Source organism: Streptomyces sp. NPDC001822, assembly GCF_042892135.1.
Taxonomy (GTDB): domain Bacteria; phylum Actinomycetota; class Actinomycetes; order Streptomycetales; family Streptomycetaceae; genus Streptomyces.
Map to the genome: position 1 here is coordinate 117,084 of NZ_JBIATW010000012.1, position 19,108 is coordinate 136,191.

At 70.5% G+C, this 19,108-nt stretch carries 23 protein-coding genes; 22 read left to right on the plus strand and 1 reads right to left on the minus strand.

What is annotated here, in order from left to right; genetic code table 11:
• Positions 1–159 precede the first annotated feature (159 nt).
• The 17 genes from ACFYY2_RS25700 (at position 160) to ACFYY2_RS25780 (ending at position 13,367) form a co-directional block, all read left to right on the plus strand.
• A complete protein-coding gene (locus ACFYY2_RS25700) occupies positions 160–753 on the plus strand; it encodes a hypothetical protein (protein WP_003965961.1) in 594 nt (197 codons plus the stop codon).
• A 155-nt stretch (positions 754–908) separates the two neighbouring features.
• The gene (rpsP, locus tag ACFYY2_RS25705) at positions 909–1,349 is read left to right on the plus strand and encodes a 30S ribosomal protein S16 (RefSeq protein ID WP_277331709.1); all 441 of its coding nucleotides are present in this window, start codon (positions 909–911) and stop codon (positions 1,347–1,349) included.
• A 2-nt stretch (positions 1,350–1,351) separates the two neighbouring features.
• Positions 1,352–1,591: an RNA-binding protein gene (locus tag ACFYY2_RS25710; RefSeq protein ID WP_014153811.1), complete on the plus strand. Its 240-nt coding sequence runs from the start codon at positions 1,352–1,354 to the stop codon at positions 1,589–1,591.
• A gap of 105 nt (positions 1,592–1,696) precedes the next feature.
• A complete protein-coding gene (gene rimM, locus ACFYY2_RS25715) occupies positions 1,697–2,287 on the plus strand; it encodes a ribosome maturation factor RimM (protein WP_388746856.1) in 591 nt (196 codons plus the stop codon).
• Positions 2,287–3,108 carry a tRNA (guanosine(37)-N1)-methyltransferase TrmD gene (trmD, locus tag ACFYY2_RS25720; RefSeq protein ID WP_388746859.1) on the plus strand — a complete coding sequence of 274 codons (822 nt, stop codon included), beginning with the start codon at positions 2,287–2,289 and terminating at the stop codon, positions 3,106–3,108. Before rimM ends, trmD begins: the two co-directional genes overlap by 1 nt.
• Positions 3,109–3,232: 124 nt before the next feature.
• Positions 3,233–3,583: a 50S ribosomal protein L19 gene (rplS, locus tag ACFYY2_RS25725; protein WP_031100562.1), complete on the plus strand. Its 351-nt coding sequence runs from the start codon at positions 3,233–3,235 to the stop codon at positions 3,581–3,583.
• Positions 3,584–3,628: 45 nt separating this feature from the next.
• Positions 3,629–4,402, plus strand: coding sequence for a signal peptidase I (gene lepB, locus ACFYY2_RS25730; RefSeq protein ID WP_388746862.1), 774 nt, complete (start codon positions 3,629–3,631; stop codon positions 4,400–4,402).
• A complete protein-coding gene (gene lepB, locus ACFYY2_RS25735) occupies positions 4,395–5,453 on the plus strand; it encodes a signal peptidase I (protein ID WP_388746865.1) in 1,059 nt (352 codons plus the stop codon). The genes lepB (ACFYY2_RS25730) and lepB (ACFYY2_RS25735) overlap by 8 nt, the downstream gene beginning before the upstream one ends.
• Positions 5,454–5,484: 31 nt before the next feature.
• The gene (gene lepB, locus ACFYY2_RS25740) at positions 5,485–6,252 is read left to right on the plus strand and encodes a signal peptidase I (RefSeq protein WP_388747111.1); all 768 of its coding nucleotides are present in this window, start codon (positions 5,485–5,487) and stop codon (positions 6,250–6,252) included.
• Positions 6,253–6,302: 50 nt separating this feature from the next.
• Entirely contained in the window at positions 6,303–7,079 is a 777-nt protein-coding gene (gene lepB, locus ACFYY2_RS25745) for a signal peptidase I (protein WP_388746868.1), read from the plus strand.
• A complete protein-coding gene (locus ACFYY2_RS25750) occupies positions 7,069–7,557 on the plus strand; it encodes an NUDIX hydrolase (protein WP_388746871.1) in 489 nt (162 codons plus the stop codon). The genes lepB (ACFYY2_RS25745) and ACFYY2_RS25750 overlap by 11 nt, the downstream gene beginning before the upstream one ends.
• Positions 7,558–7,620: 63 nt before the next feature.
• On the plus strand, positions 7,621–7,929 hold the full coding sequence (locus tag ACFYY2_RS25755; protein ID WP_003965949.1) for a DUF2469 domain-containing protein: 309 nt from the start codon (positions 7,621–7,623) through the stop codon (positions 7,927–7,929).
• Between the two features lie 131 nt (positions 7,930–8,060).
• On the plus strand, positions 8,061–8,420 hold the full coding sequence (locus ACFYY2_RS25760; protein ID WP_388746874.1) for a YraN family protein: 360 nt from the start codon (positions 8,061–8,063) through the stop codon (positions 8,418–8,420).
• On the plus strand, positions 8,420–10,042 hold the full coding sequence (locus tag ACFYY2_RS25765) for a YifB family Mg chelatase-like AAA ATPase (protein ID WP_388746877.1): 1,623 nt from the start codon (positions 8,420–8,422) through the stop codon (positions 10,040–10,042). Before ACFYY2_RS25760 ends, ACFYY2_RS25765 begins: the two co-directional genes overlap by 1 nt.
• The gene (gene dprA / locus ACFYY2_RS25770; protein WP_388746881.1) at positions 10,039–11,226 is read left to right on the plus strand and encodes a DNA-processing protein DprA; all 1,188 of its coding nucleotides are present in this window, start codon (positions 10,039–10,041) and stop codon (positions 11,224–11,226) included. Before ACFYY2_RS25765 ends, dprA begins: the two co-directional genes overlap by 4 nt.
• Positions 11,227–11,877: 651 nt before the next feature.
• The gene (gene whiG / locus ACFYY2_RS25775) at positions 11,878–12,714 is read left to right on the plus strand and encodes an RNA polymerase sigma factor WhiG (protein WP_388746884.1); all 837 of its coding nucleotides are present in this window, start codon (positions 11,878–11,880) and stop codon (positions 12,712–12,714) included.
• A gap of 95 nt (positions 12,715–12,809) precedes the next feature.
• Positions 12,810–13,367, plus strand: a complete 558-nt coding sequence (locus tag ACFYY2_RS25780; RefSeq protein WP_388747114.1) for a TetR/AcrR family transcriptional regulator — start codon at positions 12,810–12,812, stop codon at positions 13,365–13,367.
• Positions 13,368–13,520: 153 nt separating this feature from the next.
• Here the strand turns inward: ACFYY2_RS25780 and ACFYY2_RS25785 are convergent, their stop codons facing one another.
• Positions 13,521–14,165 (minus strand): murein hydrolase activator EnvC family protein, encoded by a 645-nt coding sequence (locus ACFYY2_RS25785; RefSeq protein ID WP_388747117.1) that lies wholly within the window; start codon positions 14,163–14,165, stop codon positions 13,521–13,523.
• Between the two features lie 364 nt (positions 14,166–14,529).
• Between ACFYY2_RS25785 and rpsB the strand changes: the two genes are divergently transcribed.
• From rpsB to ACFYY2_RS25810, 5 genes are all read left to right on the plus strand, one after another.
• Entirely contained in the window at positions 14,530–15,450 is a 921-nt protein-coding gene (gene rpsB / locus ACFYY2_RS25790) for a 30S ribosomal protein S2 (protein ID WP_014153797.1), read from the plus strand.
• Between the two features lie 101 nt (positions 15,451–15,551).
• Positions 15,552–16,388 carry a translation elongation factor Ts gene (gene tsf / locus ACFYY2_RS25795; RefSeq protein WP_388746888.1) on the plus strand — a complete coding sequence of 279 codons (837 nt, stop codon included), beginning with the start codon at positions 15,552–15,554 and terminating at the stop codon, positions 16,386–16,388.
• 157 nt (positions 16,389–16,545) lie between these two features.
• On the plus strand, positions 16,546–17,322 hold the full coding sequence (gene pyrH, locus ACFYY2_RS25800; protein ID WP_327114023.1) for a UMP kinase: 777 nt from the start codon (positions 16,546–16,548) through the stop codon (positions 17,320–17,322).
• A gap of 115 nt (positions 17,323–17,437) precedes the next feature.
• Positions 17,438–17,995: a ribosome recycling factor gene (frr, locus tag ACFYY2_RS25805; protein ID WP_031100531.1), complete on the plus strand. Its 558-nt coding sequence runs from the start codon at positions 17,438–17,440 to the stop codon at positions 17,993–17,995.
• Complete coding sequence (locus tag ACFYY2_RS25810) at positions 17,995–19,071, plus strand: phosphatidate cytidylyltransferase (RefSeq protein ID WP_388746891.1); 1,077 nt, start codon at positions 17,995–17,997, stop codon at positions 19,069–19,071. The genes frr and ACFYY2_RS25810 overlap by 1 nt, the downstream gene beginning before the upstream one ends.
• The last annotated feature ends 37 nt before the right edge of the window (positions 19,072–19,108 follow it).

Genomic DNA, 19,108 nt, shown 5'->3' on the forward strand with positions numbered 1-19,108 from the left:
CGCCGCTACGTCCCGGCTTGGTGCGAGCTGTGACACTTCTCCGCTGATCTGCGCACCCGCCCTCGTCGCGGGGCATCAAGGGCAACTGACTGGTACGTGCAAATTATTTGGGATGCCCCGGAATAGGAACACCGGGGCACTCAGGCTCGTTGTCACGACGTGAGCACGACACCACCTGTACTTGCCGCAGAGCTGGCACAGGCGTGGGCCGACATTCAGCGGTACCACCCCGAGCTGCCCGATCTTGCCGCGCCAGAGTCCCTGATCGGAGAGTCCTCGTCCGCCTGTGGCGCCGAGCTCTCCTTCGAACGGCTGCTCCATGAGGCAGTCCACGGCATCGCCGCGGCCAGAGGTGTCCGGGACACCTCCCGCGCGGGCCGCTACCACAACCGACGCTTCCTCGCGATCGCCGAGGAGCTGGGCCTCGACCACGCCGAGGAGCCCCACCCCAGCAGCGGATTCTCGCTGGTGACGCTGAATCCCGAGGCCAAACGCAGATACCGTCCCACGACGGAGCGGCTGCAGCGTGCGCTCAAGGCGCACACCGTCGCCACCGCCGCGGACACCAAGCGCTCGTTCCGCGGTCCCGCCGCCCGGCACGGCTCGTCCGGGGGAGGGGTGCGGGTCAAGGCCGTCTGCGACTGCGGCCGCAACGTCCGCGTCGTCCCGTCCGTCCTCGCCCAGGCGCCGATCGTCTGCGGCGGATGCGGCAAGCCCTTCCGCATCCCGGAAGCGGCGGTCGCGGTGGGGTGACCCCATGCGGTGTGGCACAATGGTCAGCTGTACTCGACAGTCGCACAGGACCCCTCTCTCCTCCGGCTGACGCGTCCATCGGGCACCCGAGTACCGCAACCCCACGTGGCATCTTTTGTGCCCAACCACGTCACAGACCAGGAGAGACCACTTCCGTGGCAGTCAAGATCAAGCTGAAGCGTCTGGGCAAGATCCGTTCGCCTCACTACCGCATCGTCGTCGCCGACTCCCGTACCCGCCGTGACGGCCGGGCCATCGAGGAGATCGGTCTGTACCACCCGGTGCAGAACCCTTCCCGTATCGAGGTCAACGCGGAGCGCGCGCAGTACTGGCTGTCCGTCGGCGCCCAGCCGACCGAGCCCGTCCTCGCGATCCTGAAGCTCACCGGTGACTGGCAGGCCCACAAGGGTCTCCCGGCCCCCGCGCCGCTCCTGCAGCCGGAGCCCAAGGCTGACAAGCGCGCCCTGTTCGAGGCTCTGACCACGGACGGCGACGAGGCCAAGGGTGAGGCCATCACCCAGAAGGCCAAGAAGTCGGACAAGAAGGCGGACGAGGCGGCCGACGCTGCCGCGTCCACCGAGTCGACCGAGGCCTGAGCATGCTCGAGGAGGCTCTTGAGCACCTCGTGAAGGGCATCGTCGACAACCCCGACGATGTGCAGGTCGCCTCGCGCGATCTGCGCCGTGGACGCGTGCTGGAGGTCCGGGTTCACCCCGACGACCTCGGCAAGGTGATCGGCCGCAACGGCCGCACCGCGCGCGCCCTGCGTACCGTCGTGGGTGCCATCGGTGGACGTGGAATCCGGGTCGACCTCGTCGACGTGGACCAGGTTCGCTGAAGAGTTGAACACCGGCAGGGGCCGGGGAGGGCTTTCGAGCCGTCCCCGGCCTTTGTCGTCCGTACATCACCACCTCCTCAGCAAGAGAACACCGGGAGAAACAGCGTGCAGTTGGTAGTTGCGCGGATCGGCCGCGCCCATGGCATCAAGGGCGAGGTCACCGTCGAGGTGCGCACCGACGAGCCCGAGCTCCGGCTCGGGCCCGGCGCCGTGCTGGCCACCGAGCCCGCCCACGTGGGGCCGCTGGCCATCGAGACCGGCCGGGTGCACAGCGGAAGGCTGCTGCTGCGGTTCGAGGGTGTCCGCGACCGCACGGCCGCCGAGGCGCTGCGCAACACCCTGCTGATCGCCGAGGTCGACCCCGCGGAACTGCCCGAGGATCCCGAGGAGTTCTACGACCACCAGCTGATGGACCTCGACGTCGTCCTGGCCGACGGCACCGAGATCGGCCGGATCACGGAGATCACGCACCTGCCCTCGCAGGACCTCTTCATCGTCGAGCGGCCGGACGGCAGCGAGGTGATGATCCCGTTCGTGGAGGAGATCGTCACCGAGATCGACCTGGAGGAGCAGCGTGCCGTCATCACGCCCCCGCCCGGTCTGATCGACGAGAGCGAGGCCGTCGTCGCGTCCGCGCGGGACGAGGACGAGGCCGGCGACGACGCCGCGGACGACGGGACGAAGGGCGGCGTGTGATGCGGCTCGACGTCGTCACGATCTTCCCCGAGTACCTCGAACCCCTGAACGTCTCCCTCGTCGGCAAGGCGCGCGCCCGGGGCAGCCTGGACGTACACGTCCACGACCTGCGTCACTGGACCCACGACCGGCACAACACCGTCGACGACACCCCGTACGGCGGCGGCCCCGGCATGGTCATGAAGACCGGCCCGTGGGGCGAGGCCCTGGACGACTTGCTGGCCGACGGATACGAGGCCGGGGCGCACTCCCCGGTGCTGGTGGTGCCCACGCCCAGTGGCCGGCCCTTCACCCAGGAACTGGCCGTGGAGCTGTCGGAGCGGCCGTGGCTGGTCTTCGCCCCCGCCCGCTACGAGGGCATCGACCGCCGGGTGACGGACGAGTACGCGACCCGGATGCCCGTCGTCGAGGTCTCCATCGGGGACTACGTCCTGGCCGGCGGGGAGGCCGCCGTCCTGGTCGTCACGGAGGCCGTGGCCCGGTTGCTGCCCGGAGTGCTCGGCAACGCCGAGTCCCACCGGGACGACTCCTTCGCGCCCGGAGCCATGGCCGACCTCCTGGAGGGCCCGGTCTACACGAAGCCCCCCGAGTGGCGTGGCCGCGGCATCCCGGACGTGCTGCTGAGCGGGCACCACGGGCGCATCGCGCGCTGGCGGCGGGACGAGGCGTTCCGCCGCACCGCGCTCAACCGGCCGGATCTCATCGAGCGTTGCGAGGCGGCCGGCTTCGACAAGAAGGACCGCGAGATCCTCTCCATCCTGGGCTGGTCACCGGAGCCCGGCGGCCGATTTTGGCGCAGGCCGGGGGCCGTGGAAGAATAGGTCCGCTGTACGTCCGGCGTGCGCCCCTGCCACAGGGGGATAGACGCCCGTCCGATGTGATCAGCGTCCGAACTTCACTCTCTCCCGTCGATGACCTGTGGCATCGGCGAAGAAAGCAGACAACATGACCTCCCTGCTCGATGGCGTCAACGCCGCCTCGCTCCGTACCGACCTCCCGGCGTTCCGCCCGGGTGACACCGTCAACGTCCACGTGCGCGTGATCGAGGGCAACCGCTCCCGTATCCAGCAGTTCAAGGGCGTTGTCATCCGTCGCCAGGGCTCGGGCGTCAGCGAGACCTTCACGGTCCGCAAGGTCTCCTTCAGCGTCGGCGTCGAGCGCACCTTCCCGGTGCACAGCCCGATCTTCGAGAAGATCGAGCTCGTCACCCGCGGTGACGTCCGTCGCGCCAAGCTGTACTTCCTCCGTGAGCTCCGCGGCAAGGCCGCGAAGATCAAGGAGAAGCGCGACCGCTGATTCAACTCCGGCGTCCACAGCGCGGCCGGATAGAATCCGGCCCCGATGGACACGGAAGCACAGCACACGGAGCGCGATCGTTCCTCAGGACCCGCGGACGGGCCGGAGGAGGGGTCGCGCTCCGCGCATGTCCGGGACCGGATGCCCGGGCCCGTGTCCTGGGGACGCACGGCCTTCCTGGGGATGGTCTGCACCGCCGCACTGCTGTTGTTCAGCGCGTTCGTGCTCCAGCCCTTCCTCATCCCCAGCGGCTCGATGGAACCCACGTTGAGGATCGGGGACCGGGTGCTCGTCAACAAACTGGCGTACCGTTTCGGCTCCGAACCCCGGCGCGGTGACGTGGTGGTCTTCGACGGCACCGGATCCTTCGTGCGCGAGGAGGACACCGCCGGCGACCCCGTGGGTGAACTGCTGCGCGCGGCGGCCGCGTCCCTGGGACTGGCCGAGCCCGCCGGGACGGATTTCGTGAAGCGGGTGGTGGGCGTGGGCGGCGACCGGGTGGTCTGCTGCGACAGGCGGGGGAGGCTCGAGGTGAACGGCACCGCGGTGAGCGAGGGCTACATCCACCCCGGGGACAGGCCGTCCGAGGCCGCCTTCGACATCGTCGTGCCCGGCGGCACCCTGTGGGTGATGGGCGACCATCGCAGCCGGTCCCGCGACTCCCGCGACCACCTGGGGGAGCCGGGCGGGGGCATGGTGCCCGTCGAGCGTGTGATCGGGCGGGTCGACTGGCTCGGCTGGCCGCTCGGCAGGATCGGCTCCCTGGAGGGCACAGGCGCCTTCGCGGGCATACGGCCGACAGGCGCGGACCATGGGTAACCGGGGGCGTGGCCGCGCCGGCACGGACGCGGACACTCCGCTGCCCACCGGATCACGGCCGACGACGCCGCGCTCCCTGCCCACGCGCGCGGAGCGTCGCAGACTCGCCCGCAAGGTGAAACGTCGCAGACGCAGGTCCGCCATCAAGGAGATCCCGCTCCTCGTCCTGGTGGCCCTGCTGATCGCGCTGGTGCTGAAGACCTTTCTCGTCCAGGCCTTCGTGATCCCCTCCGGGTCGATGGAACAGACGATCAGGATCGGGGACCGGGTGCTGGTGGACAAGCTGACCCCGTGGTTCGGCTCCGGGCCCGAGCGCGGCGACGTCGTCGTCTTCAAGGACCCCGGCGGCTGGCTGCAGCAGGAGGCCCCCGCAGCCGAGGACCCGCCGGCGGGCATCAAGCAGATGAAGGAACTGCTGACCTTCATCGGGCTGCTCCCCTCCGAGGATGAGCAGGATCTGATCAAGCGCGTGGTGGCCGTCGGGGGCGACACCGTGAAGTGCTGCGGCACCGACGGCAGGATCACGGTCAACGGTGTGGCACTCGACGAGCCCTACCTGAACCCCGGCGACGTGCCGTCCACTCTCAAATTCGAGGTAAAGGTTCCCCGGGGCCGGATCTTCGTGATGGGCGACCACCGTTCCAATTCCGCGGACTCGCGCTTCCACCTCGACAAGCCCGGAAACGGCACGGTCTCGGAGGACGAGGTCGTGGGCAGGGCCGTCGTGATCGCCTGGCCCTTCGGCCACTGGCGCAAGCTGGAGGAGCCCGGGACGTACGCCTCGGTCCCCGAAGGGCGCGCCGGGACGACTGCCGGACCGGGGCCGTCGAATAGTCTGTCCTCCCAGGATCGCAACGGAATGGTCCTGCTCCCGACCCCTGCGGAACTCCCGCTCGTTATGGGAGTGGTGGGCCTGCGCCGGATCGGACGCGGGCGGTGGCACGGAGTGAGGAGTGGATGTGGGGGATTTGGCGGTCGGCGCACGATCCGGACACGACGAACCCGAGGACCGGCCCTCGAACGAGGGAGTTCCGGTGGGTGCGGACAGTGACGGCGACGCCGCGGGCGGTAGCAGCAGGGCGGTGAAGAAGCCGCGGTCCTTCTGGAAGGAACTGCCGCTCCTCATCGGTATCGCGCTCATTCTCGCGCTGCTGATCAAGACCTTCCTGGTGCAGGCGTTCTCGATCCCCTCGGACTCGATGCAGAACACCCTTCAGCGGGGTGACCGGGTACTGGTCGACAAGCTGACCCCGTGGTTCGGCGCGGAGCCGGAGCGTGGCGAGGTCGTGGTCTTCCACGACCCGGGCGGCTGGCTGGAGGACACCGCGACGCCCGAGCCCAACGCGGTGCAGAAGTTCCTGAGCTTCATCGGGCTGATGCCGTCGGCCGAGGAGAAGGACCTGATCAAGCGGGTCATCGCGGTGGGCGGTGACACGGTCGAGTGCAAGAAGAACGGACCGGTCACGGTCAACGGCAAGGCGCTCGACGACAAGTCGTTCATCTTCAAGGGCAACAGCGCGTGCGACGACGAGCCCTTCGGTCCGGTCCACGTGCCCAAGGGCAGGATCTGGGTGATGGGCGACCACCGGCAGAACTCGTGGGACTCCCGTTACCACCAGGAGCTTCCCGGCGGCGGCACGGTCCCCAACGACGAGGTCGTCGGCCGGGCCATCGTGATCGCCTGGCCCATCAACCGCTGGGCGACCCTGCCCGTGCCGAAGACGTTCGACCAGCCCGGGCTGAACGCGGCGGCCTCCGCCGCCGTGCCGGGAGCACTCGGTGTAGCCGGTGCGCTGCCCCTCGTGTTCTGGCGTCGCCGCAGGCTGACCCGCGGGCGTACCGCCGGGTAGGGTGCCGACTCGGATCAGCGATTGTCGATCTCCGATGGGGGAGCGCTGGGATGAGTGGAACAGGACGTACGGATGACGGCCGCGGCCGGCTCGGCACTGTGGTGTCGAACCTCGCCGTGGCCGTCGGCTGTGTGCTCTTCCTCGGCGGATTCGCCTGGGGAGCGGTGGTGTACGCGCCGTACACGGTGCCGACCGACTCGATGACACCGACGGTGAACGCAGGGGACCGGGTGCTCGCCGAGCGGGTGGACGGCGGTGACGTGAGGCGCGGCGACGTGGTCGTCTTCACCGACTCCGACTGGGGCGACGTGCCGATGGTCAAGCGCGTCGTCGGGGTGGGCGGCGACACGATCGCGTGCTGCGGCGACGACGGCCGCCTCACCGTCAACGGCAAGCCCATCGACGAACCGTATCTGCGCGCGGACGGCGCCTCGTCGCTCGTCGGCGCGGACGGCAAGGCCCCCGCATCCGCCCAGAAGTTCACGGCCGACGTCCCGGAGGGGCAGCTCTTCCTCCTCGGGGACGAGCGCAACACCTCGATGGACTCCCGCGTCCACCTGGAGGACCCCGGGCACGGTTCCGTACCGCGCAGTGCCGTCCAGGCCCGTGTGGACGCCGTGGCGTGGCCCCTGGGCGGCATGATCGGCCGGCCGCAGGCCTTCGCCGCCCTGCCCGGAGGGGTGTCGTCCAGCGGGCCCCTGCCGCTGCAGGTCGGCGCCCTGGTGGTGGGAGTGGTCCTCATCCTGGGCGGAGCGGCCTACGGCCCCCTGGCCGCCCGGTCCGCCCGTGGCCCGAAGCGGCCGAAGGCGACCGCCGGTGCCCGCTGAGGTGCGCAAGGTTGCCAGGGTGATCCTCCTGGACCCGGACGACCGGATCCTGCTGCTGCACGGCTTCGAACCCGACGACCCGGCCGACACCTGGTGGTTCACCCCGGGAGGCGGGCTGGAGGGAGAGGAGACCCGCGAGCAGGCGGCCCTCCGTGAGCTCGCGGAGGAGTCCGGGATCACGGACGTCACGCTGGGGCCGCTGCTGTGGACGCGCGTCTGCTCCTTCCCGTTCGACGGGCGGCGCTGGGACCAGGACGAGTGGTACTTCCTGGCCCGTACCTCGCAGACCTCGACCGACCGCAAGGGGCACACGGAGCTGGAGCTGCGCAGCGTCGCCGGTCTGAGGTGGTGGACTTCCGCCGAACTTCTGGCCACGCGTGAGACGGTGTACCCGACCAGGCTCGCCGGGCTGCTGCGCACGCTGCTCGACGAGGGTCCCCCGAGTGTTCCGCTGGTCCTCGCCCCCGAAATCGCCTAATCGGCCAGGGGCGCGCGGCGCTGACGCACAATAGGGGGACGCACGGCTGAAGGGGAACATGCCATGAGTGCCGAGGACCTCGAGAAGTACGAGACCGAGATGGAGCTGAAGCTCTACCGGGAGTACCGCGATGTCGTCGGTCTGTTCAAATATGTGATCGAGACCGAACGGCGCTTCTACCTCACCAACGACTACGAGATGCAGGTGCACTCGGTCCAGGGCGAGGTCTTTTTCGAGGTTTCCATGGCGGATGCGTGGGTCTGGGACATGTACAGGCCTGCCCGGTTCGTCAAGCAGGTCCGCGTCCTGACGTTCAAGGATGTGAATATCGAGGAGCTCAACAAGAGCGACCTCGAGCTTCCCGGAGGCTGATGCCGACGGTGCTCCCCGGTCTCCCGGTTCACTCGTACGAGTGGCCGGGATTTCCACATCGAGAGGGTTATCCACCAAGATCCAATGGATTGCGCGTGAGGCGTCATCGTCGGTGCCGGAGGTGGTGCCGGATGAACGCACGGGGGGCACTCGGGCGGTACGGCGAGGACCTGGCGGCGCGGCTGCTGGCGGACGCCGGAATGACCGTCCTGGAGCGCAACTGGCGATGCCGGGCGGGAGAGCTCGACATCGTCGCGATGGACGGCGACGCGGTGGTCGTCTGTGAGGTGAAGACCCGCAGGGCGGGCTCCTTCGAGCATCCGATGGAGGCGGTCACGCCGGCCAAGGCCGACCGGCTCCGCAGGCTCGCGGAGATCTGGCTCGACCGGCACGGCGGACCGCCGCCCGGCGGGGCCCGGATCGATCTGGTCGGGATCCTCGTGCCCAGGCGGGGCGCTCCGGTCGTCCAGCACGTGCGGGGCGTGGCCTGATGGGGTTCGCGCGGGCGTGCTCGGTGGCGCTGGTGGGCGTCGAAGGTGTGGTGGTGGAGGTCCAGGCCGACCTGGAACCGGGCGTGGCGGCGTTCACCCTGGTCGGTCTGCCGGACAAGAGTCTGGTGGAGAGCAGGGACCGGGTCAGGGCTGCGGTCGTCAATTCCGGGGCGGAGTGGCCGCAGAAGAAGCTCACGGTGGGCCTTTCGCCCGCCTCTGTACCGAAAAGTGGTTCGGGATTCGATCTCGCTGTGGCGTGCGCGGTGCTCGGCGCGGCGGAGCGGATCGACCCGGCGGCCATCGCCGACGTGGTGATGATCGGAGAGCTGGGCCTGGACGGCCGGGTGCGGCCCGTGCGCGGGGTGCTGCCCGCAGTGCTCGCGGCGGCTGAGGCCGGGTACCGCCAGGTCGTCGTACCGGAGCAGACGGCGGGGGAGGCCGCCCTGGTGCCGGGCATCGCGGTCCTCGGCGTCCGGAGCCTGCGCCAGCTGATCGCCGTCCTGGGCGACGAACCGGTACCGGACGAGCCGGAGGCGGGCATCGGCCGCCCCGACGCGATGCTCGCCGGCCTGATGGTCCCGGGTGCGGGTCTCGGCTCGGGGCTGGTGCCGCCCTCCGCCGACGGCACGGGGCACCGGCCGGACCTGGCCGACGTCGCAGGGCAGACGCGGGCGCGCACGGCCCTGGAAGTGGCGGCCGCGGGCGGACACCACCTGCTGCTCTCGGGACCGCCCGGCGCGGGGAAGACCATGCTGGCCGAGCGGCTCACGGCGATCCTGCCGCCGCTGACCCGGCGGGAGTCCCTGGAGGTGACGGCGGTGCACTCGGTCGCGGGCATCCTTCCGCCGGGGGAACCGCTGATCGGCAGGGCGCCGTACTGCGCTCCGCACCACTCGGCGACGATGCAGTCGCTCGTCGGCGGGGGCAACGGCCTGCCCAGACCCGGAGCGGTGTCGCTCGCCCACCGGGGCGTCCTGTTCCTGGACGAGGCACCGGAGTTCTCGGGCCGGGCGCTCGACGCGCTGCGCCAGCCGCTCGAGTCCGGGCACGTCGTGGTCGCGCGCGCGGCCGGGGTCGTGCGGCTGCCCGCGCGCTTCCTGATGGTCCTCGCGGCGAACCCGTGCCCGTGCGGCAGGCACACGCTGGCGGGGTCGGGGTGTGAATGCGCGCCGTCCGCGGTGCGCCGCTACCAGGCGCGGCTGTCCGGTCCGCTGCTGGACCGGGTGGATCTGAGGGTCGAGGTCGAGCCGGTGAGCAGAGCCGACCTGCTGGGCGGCGGGGGCCGCGGCGAGTCCTCGGCCGAGGTGGCCGCCCGGGTGCGGCAGGCCAGGGTCAGGGCCGCCGAGCGGCTCGCCGGCACTCCGTGGACGACCAACAGCGAGGTGCCCGGCCACGAGCTGCGTACCCGACTGGTCGCGGCGCCGGGTGCGCTGGCGGCCGCCGAGCGCGACATGGAGCGCGGAGCCCTCACGGCCCGCGGGCTGGACAGGGTTCTGCGCGTGGCCTGGACGGTGGCCGACCTGAGAGCCGCCGACCGGCCCGACGCCTCGGACGTCGCCGTCGCGCTGGAGCTCCGGACGGGCGTACAGCGCGGCGTTCCGATGCGGGCGGGTGCCTCGTGAACGGGCCGGCGGCGCACGGGCAGGACCCGCCGACCGACGGGCACCGGGAGCGGCTGGCGCGTGCCGCACTGACCCGGGTGTTCGAACCCGGGGACGAGCGCGGCGGACGCTGGCTCCGGGAGCTGGGCCCCGTCGAGCTGATGCGGCGCCTGACCGGGGGTGACGGACCGGTGCGAGTGCTCGAAGGGGCCGGCGCCACGCGCCTCGCGGGCTGCCGCCTGCGGGCGTCGGGCGTCGACCCCGGACGGGACCTGGCGGACGTGTCGGCGATCGGCGGGCGGTTCGTCTGCCCCGGAGACCGGGAGTGGCCGACCCAGCTCGACGACCTGGGCGACGCACGGCCGATCGGGCTGTGGGTCAGGGGCGGCCCCGACCTCCGGCTGTGGGCCCTGCGCTCGGTCGCGGTCGTCGGGGCCCGGGCGTGCACCCCGTACGGCGCCCACATGGCGGCGTCCCTCGGCGCGGGGCTGGCGGAGCGCGGCTGGGTGGTGGTGTCCGGTGCCGCCTTCGGGGTGGATGCGGCGGCCCATCGCGGTGCGCTCGCCGCCGGAGGGGCGACCGTCGCGGTGCTGGCCTGCGGAGTGGACGTCGCCTACCCCAGGGGGCACACCGAGCTGCTCGGCCGGATCGCGGAACAGGGCTTGATCGTGGGTGAGTTGGCTCCCTCCTCGCATCCGACCCGCAGCAGGTTCGTGATGCGGAACCGCGTCATCGCCGCGCTGACACGGGGGACGGTGGTGGTGGAGGCCGAATACCGCAGCGGCTCGTTGGTCACGGCCCGCAACGCACAGCGGCTGGGCCGCCATGCGATGGGTGTCCCGGGCCCCGCCACCAGCGGACTGTCGTCGGGAGTCCATGAACTCCTGCGAGGCGAGGGCACCCTGGTCACCGACGCCTCGGAGGTGGCCGAACTCGTGGGCGATATCGGCGACCTGGCCCCCGCCCGGCGCGGCCCGGTACTGCCCAGGGACCGTCTGGACGCGGTTACCGCACGTGTCCTGGACGCCCTTCCCCGCAGCGGGGTCGTGCGCGTGCCCGATGTGGCCCGTGGGGCAGGGGTGGGCGTCGACGAGGCGCGCGGCCGACTGTACGAACTGCACTCCACGGGATTCGTCGAACGCCACGGAGCGGGCTGGAGGCTGGCGGCGGCACCGCCCCCGGCGCCCGACGACGGGCCCCCGTGACTGGCTGCGCCTCGCCGTCTTGCCGCCGTGCGGCCTCGCCACCGTGTCCCCGGGGGCTGGGTGCTTTACGCCGGGCGTCGGTACCAGGCCCCTCCCGCCCTCGGCGTCGCGCGTGGGCGACATGGCGCGCACGTCCACCGCGGCGGCCGGTTCACCCATGACGGTGAGATCCAGGCACGGGTGGCCATGATCCGCCCGCCGGGGGCGTCCGCAGTGACCCTGCGGACGTGTCACACCCCTGTGGGCACCTCATTGCCCCGCCGGCGCGGGCAACGGAGCACAGTCGTCGGCCTGTTGTGCGAACCACACTGACTGGGGTTCGTCGAACGCGAGGGCGACCGATGGTGGTTGACACCGGTACCCACTCGCAATGGGGGCCTGCGGCGAGGCGGTACTTGACCCGGAGCATTCGGGTGAAATGGTGTTGCCGATGACACCGGCAGCACCCGGTCAGGCCTATGGAAGCAGGTGCGCGCGGCGGCGTCCCCCGCCTCCGGCCGCGTCCGGCGACGGGGGAAATGAAACGCATTCGCACCGCACGGTTGCCTTGTCCTGAGCGCACCGCAACACCTCAGTCACGCTACGCTCACAAGGAATCCGCCCCAGAGACACGTCCCAGCACGCCCACAGCAGAATGGCTCAAGGCATCACATGCCCCAGCACACCTCCGGGTCTGACCGCGCGGCAGTCCCACCGGCCGCGCGTGGCACTGTGCGCCCCGCCGCTCCTTCCTCGCTCGACGAGTTGTGGCGTTCGTACAAGACCACCGGCGACGGGCGGCTGCGCGAGCAGCTGATCCTGCACTACTCGCCCCTGGTGAAGTACGTGGCCGGGCGGGTCAGCGTCGGGCTGCCGTCCAACGTGGAGCAGGCGGACTTCGTCTCCTCGGGCGTCTTCGGGCTGATCGACGCCATCGAGAAGTTCGACATCGAGCGCGCGATCAAGTTCGAGACGTACGCCATCACCAGGATCCGCGGCGCGATGATCGACGAACTACGCGCGCTGGACTGGATTCCCCGGTCCGTCCGGCAGAAGGCGCGCAACGTCGAGCGCGCCTACGCCACCCTGGAGGCGCAGCTGCGGCGTACCCCCTCGGAGGCCGAGGTCGCCGCGGAGATGGGTGTCGCTCTGGAGGAACTGCACGCTGTTTTCAGCCAGTTGTCACTTGCCAATGTGGTGGCCCTGGAGGAGCTGCTCCACGTCGGAGGCGAGGGTGGCGGCCGGCTGAGCCTGATGGACACCCTGGAGGACACCGCCGCCGACGACCCCGTCGAGGTCGCCGAGGACCGTGAGCTCAGACGACTGCTCGCCCGCGCGATCAACACGCTCCCGGACCGGGAGAAGACCGTGGTGACCCTCTACTACTACGAGGGCCTGACCCTTGCCGAGATCGGCAACGTCCTCGGGGTCACCGAGAGCAGGGTCAGCCAGATCCACACCAAGTCCGTCCTGCAGCTCCGCGCGAAGCTGGCCGACGCCGGACGCTGACGTGAGGCACCCCGGCCACCCGGCCGCGGATGCCCACGCCCTTCCGGCGGGCGCCGCCGTAGAGTGGACGGGTGCCCAGGATTCGAGCGGCCTCCGTGGCCGAGCACCGGACCATGCAGCGCGGCGCCCTCCTGGACGCCGCTCGCTCCCTGCTGTCCGAGGGCGGTACGGAGGCGCTGACCTTCCCCGCCCTCGCCGAGCGCACCGGCCTCGCCAGGTCCTCCGTCTACGAGTACTTCCGCTCCCGCGCGGCCGTCGTCGAGGAGCTCTGCGCCGTCGATTTCCCCGTCTGGGCCGCCGAGGTCGAGAACGCGATGGAACGCGCCGATGCGCCGGAGGCGAAGATCGAGGCCTACGTGCGCAGGCAGCTCGACCTGGTCGGGGACCGCCGGCACCGCGCGGTCGTGGCCATCTCCGCGAGCGAACTCGACGCGGGTGCCAGGGAGAAGATCCGCGCCGCGCACGGCGGGCTGATCGCCATGATCGTCGAGGCGCTCGCGGACCTCGGCCACACCGAGCCGAGACTGGCGGCCATGCTGCTCCAGGGCTCCGTGGACGCGGCCGTCCGCAGGATCGAGCTGGGTGCGGCGGAGGAGCCCGGCGTCGTCGCCGACACCGCCGTGGCCATGATCCTGCGCGGAGTACGGGGCTGACCTGACGCAGGGCGCTCACGCGAAGCGCGGCGCTGACCCACGTGCGTAGGGCTGGTCTGGCGTACGGCGCTGACCACAAGCACGGCGCTGACCACAAGCGTGGCTGACCACATGGGCGGGGCGGTCTGACGCACTGCGCTGACCGATGCCGCGTCACACACCGGCCGGGCCCGTGCGCGACGCGGCGCCGGGCAGCGGAACGCCGAGCACGGGCAGCAGCCGGGAAGGGCCGCGCCGCAGCAGCGAGGGCGGCAGCAGCGTCAGGGGATCCAGGTAGACCTCGCCGCGTCTGAGGCCCCAGTGGAGGCACCCGGCGGCGCAGTGCGAGGGCTCGGGCCCGACGACTCCGACCACCTGCCCCGCGGACACCTCGTCGCCCGCGGCCACCTCGGCGCGTACCGGTTCGTAGGTGAAGCGGAGCGGGGGCTCTCCGCTGCCGGCCACATCGACGGAGACCACCCCGCGCCCCGCCACCGGACCCGCGAAGACGACCCGGCCCGGCGCGGCGGCACGCACCGGTGTGCCCGGCGGGGCGCCGAGGTCGACGCCGCGGTGTCCCGGTGCGTACGGGCCCGCGGGCTGCTCCCAGCCCCGTAGGACGACAGGACGGCCCGCCAGTGGCCAGGCCCGGCCCCCGTCCGCTCCCGTCGGCGCCCCCGTGGCCGCGGGCCCTGTGGCCGCCGATGCGGCGGCCGACGCCGACGTCACCGTCGAAGCCCTCGGTGCCGGTACCCACGGCGCGGAGGCTCCCGGCAGGGCGGCGAGCAGTGCGGCGGCCGCTGACAGGACGAGGGACACCGCGACGAACGCGGTGGGCGGGCGGGCCTGCGGAGGACGGACGGACGGGAGCCGGACTACGTTGTCCACTGGTGGTGTGCGGCGCATGAGCGAACCATCTCCCGGCGGCCCGTTCCGCGGGGATCATGGACCTTGCCTGTGGACGGCCGAGCCCCTGTGGACATCGCCGTCACCCGGCACTCGACGGGTCCCGTACACTTCTTCTGGCGATCCGGGTCACCGGGTCGACTTCGCACGCCCCTCCATCTCCCTCTCTGCGGACGGTGGCCGCGCCTCTCGGTCCTTTGTGGCACGGCGCGTCGGGGCGTCAGGCGCGACAGCAATCCTGCGGTCGCGACAACCGAGTACCTCAAGGAGTACGGCCATGGCCGTCGTCACGATGCGGGAGCTGCTGGAAAGCGGCGTCCACTTCGGTCACCAGACCCGTCGCTGGAACCCGAAGATGAAGCGCTTCATCTTCACCGAGCGCAACGGCATCTACATCATCGACCTGCTCCAGTCGCTGTCGTACATCGACCGCGCCTACGAGTTCGTCAAGGAGACCGTCGCCCACGGCGGCTCCATCATGTTCGTGGGTACGAAGAAGCAGGCCCAGGAGGCCATCGCCGAGCAGGCGACGCGCGTCGGCATGCCGTACGTCAACCAGCGTTGGCTCGGCGGCATGCTCACCAACTTCTCCACCGTCTACAAGCGCCTTCAGCGTCTGAAGGAGCTCGAGCTCATCGACTTCGAGGACGTGGCCGCCTCCGGCCTCACCAAGAAGGAGCTCCTGGTCCTCTCCCGCGAGAAGGCCAAGCTGGAGAAGACCCTCGGTGGTATCCGCGAGATGCAGAAGGTGCCCAGCGCCGTCTGGATCGTCGACACCAAGAAGGAGCACATCGCCGTCGGTGAGGCGCGCAAGCTCCACATCCCGGTCGTCGCGATCCTCGACACCAACTGCGACCCCGACGAGGTCGACTACAAGATTCCGGGCAACGACGACGCGATCCGCTCCGTCACCCTGCTCACCCGCGTGATCGCCGACGCCGTCGCCGAGGGTCTCATCGCCCGCTCCGGTGCCGCGACCGGTGACTCGAAGCCGGGCGAGAAGGCCGCCGGCGAGCCCCTCGCCGAGTGGGAGCGCGACCTGCTCGCGGGCGACAAGAAGGCCGACGCCGAGGGCACGGACGAGGTCCAGTCCTCCGCCGAGACCGAGAAGGCCGCCGACGCTGAGCCGGCCGCCGCCGCTGCCGAGCAGGACGAGGCCGCCGCCGAGGCTCCGGCCGCGGACGCCGAGCAGGCCTGACACCCGTCAGTCACGGCTGAATGACGGCGGGGGCCGGTGCACTGGCACCGCCCCCGCCGTTCACCCGTAGATCTTTCAGACTTCGAGAGAGAAACAGACTCATGGCGAACTACACCGCCGCTGACGTCAAGAAGCTCCGCGAGCTCACCGGCGCCGGCATGATGGACTGCAAGAAGGCGCTCGACGAGGCCGACGGCAACGTCGACGGCGCTGTCGAGGCGCTCCGCATCAAGGGTCAGAAGGGCGTCGCCAAGCGCGAGGGCCGTTCTGCCGAGAACGGTGCCGTCGTCTCCCTCGTCTCCGAGGACAAGACGTCCGGCGTCCTGCTCGAGCTGAAGTGCGAGACGGACTTCGTCGCCAAGGGCGACAAGTTCCAGGCCGTCGCCAACACGCTCGCCGCCCACGTCGCCGCGACCTCTCCGGCCGACATCGAGGCGCTCCTCGCCTCGGAGATCGAGTCCGGCAAGACCGTCCAGGCCTACGTGGACGAGGCGAACGCCAACCTCGGCGAGAAGATCGTCCTGGACCGCTTCGCGCAGTTCGACGGTGCGTTCATCTCCGTGTACATGCACCGCACCATGCCCGACCTGCCGCCGCAGATCGGTGTGATGGTCGAGCTGGACAAGGCCGACGCCGACCTGGCCAAGGGCCTCGCCCAGCACATCGCCGCCTTCGCGCCGAAGTACCTCTCCCGCGAGGACGTCCCCGCCGAGGTCGTCGAGGCCGAGCGCCGCGTCGCCGAGGAGACCACGCGCGCCGAGGGCAAGCCCGAGGCCGCGCTCCCGAAGATCGTCGAGGGTCGCGTCAACGGCTTCTTCAAGGAGGCCACCCTCCTCGGCCAGCCCTACGCGCTGGACAACAAGAAGTCGGTCCAGAAGGTCCTGGACGAGGCCGGTGTGACCCTGAAGCGCTTCACGCGTATCAAGGTCGGCATCTGAGTCCGTCCGCGAACAACGGTGGACCCGATAGGGTCTGGTGCAGTCGTCGGCCGCACTCAGCCGTACGACCGCAGATCTGACGAGGAGGCCATTGCCGCTGAGGGACGAGAGACCCACCGGCAATGGCCTTCTTCGTATGTGCACGAGGAGAATCTCCATGAACAAGGGCGCGGACGCCACACAGGGTGACCACAAGCGCGACGACGGCACGATTTCCGGACGCTTCATGCTGAAGCTCTCCGGTGAGGCCTTCGCCGGTGGCGGAGGCCTCGGCGTCGACCCCGACGTCGTGCACACCATCGCCCGCGAGATCGCCGCGGTCGTCCGGGACGGTGCGGAGATCGCTGTCGTCATCGGCGGCGGCAACTTCTTCCGTGGCGCGGAGCTCCAGCAGCGCGGCATGGACCGGGCGCGTTCCGACTACATGGGCATGCTCGGCACCGTGATGAACTGCCTGGCGCTGCAGGACTTCCTGGAGAAGGAGGGCATCGACTCGCGCGTCCAGACCGCTATCACCATGGGCCAGGTCGCCGAGCCGTACATCCCGCTCCGTGCCGTGCGGCACCTGGAGAAGGGGCGCGTCGTGATCTTCGGCGCCGGCATGGGCATGCCGTACTTCTCCACCGACACGACCGCTGCCCAGCGTGCCCTGGAGATCGACGCCGAGGCGCTGCTCATGGGGAAGAACGGCGTGGACGGGGTGTACGACTCCGACCCGAAGGCCAATCCCGACGCGGTCAAGTTCGACGCCCTGGAGTACGGCGAGGTGATCGCCCGTGACCTCAAGGTCGCCGACGCCACCGCGATCACGCTGTGCCGTGACAACCAGCTTCCGATCCTCGTCTTCGAGCTGACCGCGGAGGGCAATATCGCCCGCGCGGTCAAGGGTGAGAAGATCGGCACGCTGGTGAGCGACCGGAGCACCCGGGCCTGACGGCCCCGAAGATGGACAACGGCCTGCCGGTCGGACACCGTGCAGGTGAGGACGCGACGCAGGATCCGCAGGCCCCGGCTGTGCCGGGTCCGCTCAAGACACGCAGGAGCACGTGGTGATCGAAGAAATCCTCCTCGAGGCCGAGGAGAAGATGGAGAAGGCCGTCGTGGTCGCGAAGGAGGACTTCGCCGCCATCCGTACCGGCCGCGCGCACCCGGCGATGTTCAACAAGATCGTCGCCGACTACTACGGCGCTCTGACCCCGATCAACCAGCTCGCCTCGTTCTCGGTTCCCGAGCCGCGGATGGCCGTGGTGACCCCGTTCGACAAGACGGCGCTGCGCAACATCGAGCAGGCGATCCGTGACTCCGACCTCGGCGTCAACCCGAGCAACGACGGCAACATCATCCGCGTGACGTTCCCCGAGCTCACGCAGGACCGCCGCAAGGAGTACATCAAGGTCGCCAAGACCAAGGCCGAGGACTCCAAGATCTCGATCCGCTCCATCCGCCGCAAGGCCAAGGAGTCGCTCGACAAGCTCGTCAAGGACAAGGAGTCCGGCGAGGACGAGGTCCGCCGCGCCGAGAAGGAGCTCGACGACACCACCGCGAAGTACGTCGCGCAGGTGGACGAGCTGCTCAAGCACAAGGAAGCCGAGCTGCTCGAAGTCTGATGAACGACTCCTCCTGGGGCGCCCAGCAGGGAGCCGGCTACTGGGGCACGCCCGAGATGGGGGCGGCCCCGGCGGGTCCCGCGAACGATGTGCACGCCGCCCAGCAGACTCGGCCCATGCCCATCGTGCCGGACGTTCCCGACGAAGGTAGAGACGCCGACGACCGGAACAGGGACGCCGCGCGCGTCAGCGGCCCCCTGTTCCGTGACGAGAGCCCGCAGGAGCCCATGTCCACCACGCTGCCCCCACAGCCGCACAAGAAGCGTGCGGGGCGTGATCTGCGTGCCGCCATAGGGGTCGGCGTGGGCCTCGGCGCCCTCGTCGTCGGCTCGCTCTTCATCGTGAAGGCCGTCTTCGTCGGCGTGATCGCGCTGGCGGTGGTGGTCGGGCTGTGGGAGCTCACCTCCCGGCTGAAGGAACGCAAGGGCATCAACGCGCCGCTCGTTCCGCTGGCCGTCGGCGGCGCCGCGATGGTCGTCGCCGGCTATGTGCGGGGGTCCGAGGGCGCCTGGGTCGCCATGGCGCTCACGGCGCTCGCGGTGCTCGTGTGGAGGATGACGGAGCCGCCCGAGGGCTACCTCAAGGACGTCACGGCCGGCGTGTTCGCCGTCTTCTACGTTCCGTTCCTCGCCACGTTCGTCGCGATGATGCTGACGGCGGACGACGGTCCGTGGCGCGTGCTCACCTTCCTCCTGCTCACCGTGGTCAGCGACACCGGTGCGTACGCCGTCGGCTGGCGCTTCGGTACGCACAAGCTGGCGCCGCGCATCAGCCCCGGCAAGACGCGTGAGGGCCTGTTCGGCGCGGTGGCCTTCGCGATGGTCGCCGGCGCGCTGTGCCTGCAGTTCCTGATCGACGACGGGACCTGGTGGCAGGGGCTCCTGATGGGCCTCGCCGTCGCCGCCAGCGCCACGCTCGGGGACCTCGGCGAGTCGATGATCAAGCGGGACCTGGGGATCAAGGACATGGGTACGCTGCTGCCCGGCCACGGCGGCATCATGGACCGGCTCGACTCGCTGCTGCCGAGCGCTCCGGTCGTCTGGCTGCTGCTGGTGCTCTTCGTCGGATCCGGCTGACACGGCAGCAGCCAGCCGTTCCGCACAGGGTCGAACG

Bases quoted from the DNA above. Each gene is read 5' to 3' on its own strand.
- ACFYY2_RS25710 (WP_014153811.1), top strand. From the start codon at position 1,352: ATGCTCGAGGAGGCTCTTGAGCACCTCGTGAAGGGCATCGTCGACAAC.
- trmD (WP_388746859.1), top strand. From the start codon at position 2,287: ATGCGGCTCGACGTCGTCACGATCTTCCCCGAGTACCTCGAACCCCTG.
- rplS (WP_031100562.1), top strand. From the start codon at position 3,233: ATGACCTCCCTGCTCGATGGCGTCAACGCCGCCTCGCTCCGTACCGAC.
- lepB (WP_388746862.1), top strand. From the start codon at position 3,629: ATGGACACGGAAGCACAGCACACGGAGCGCGATCGTTCCTCAGGACCC.
- lepB (WP_388746865.1), top strand. From the start codon at position 4,395: ATGGGTAACCGGGGGCGTGGCCGCGCCGGCACGGACGCGGACACTCCG.
- lepB (WP_388746868.1), top strand. From the start codon at position 6,303: ATGAGTGGAACAGGACGTACGGATGACGGCCGCGGCCGGCTCGGCACT.
- ACFYY2_RS25755 (WP_003965949.1), top strand. From the start codon at position 7,621: ATGAGTGCCGAGGACCTCGAGAAGTACGAGACCGAGATGGAGCTGAAG.
- ACFYY2_RS25760 (WP_388746874.1), top strand. From the start codon at position 8,061: ATGAACGCACGGGGGGCACTCGGGCGGTACGGCGAGGACCTGGCGGCG.
- ACFYY2_RS25765 (WP_388746877.1), top strand. From the start codon at position 8,420: ATGGGGTTCGCGCGGGCGTGCTCGGTGGCGCTGGTGGGCGTCGAAGGT.
- whiG (WP_388746884.1), top strand. From the start codon at position 11,878: ATGCCCCAGCACACCTCCGGGTCTGACCGCGCGGCAGTCCCACCGGCC.
- rpsB (WP_014153797.1), top strand. From the start codon at position 14,530: ATGGCCGTCGTCACGATGCGGGAGCTGCTGGAAAGCGGCGTCCACTTC.
- tsf (WP_388746888.1), top strand. From the start codon at position 15,552: ATGGCGAACTACACCGCCGCTGACGTCAAGAAGCTCCGCGAGCTCACC.
- pyrH (WP_327114023.1), top strand. From the start codon at position 16,546: ATGAACAAGGGCGCGGACGCCACACAGGGTGACCACAAGCGCGACGAC.
- ACFYY2_RS25810 (WP_388746891.1), top strand. From the start codon at position 17,995: ATGAACGACTCCTCCTGGGGCGCCCAGCAGGGAGCCGGCTACTGGGGC.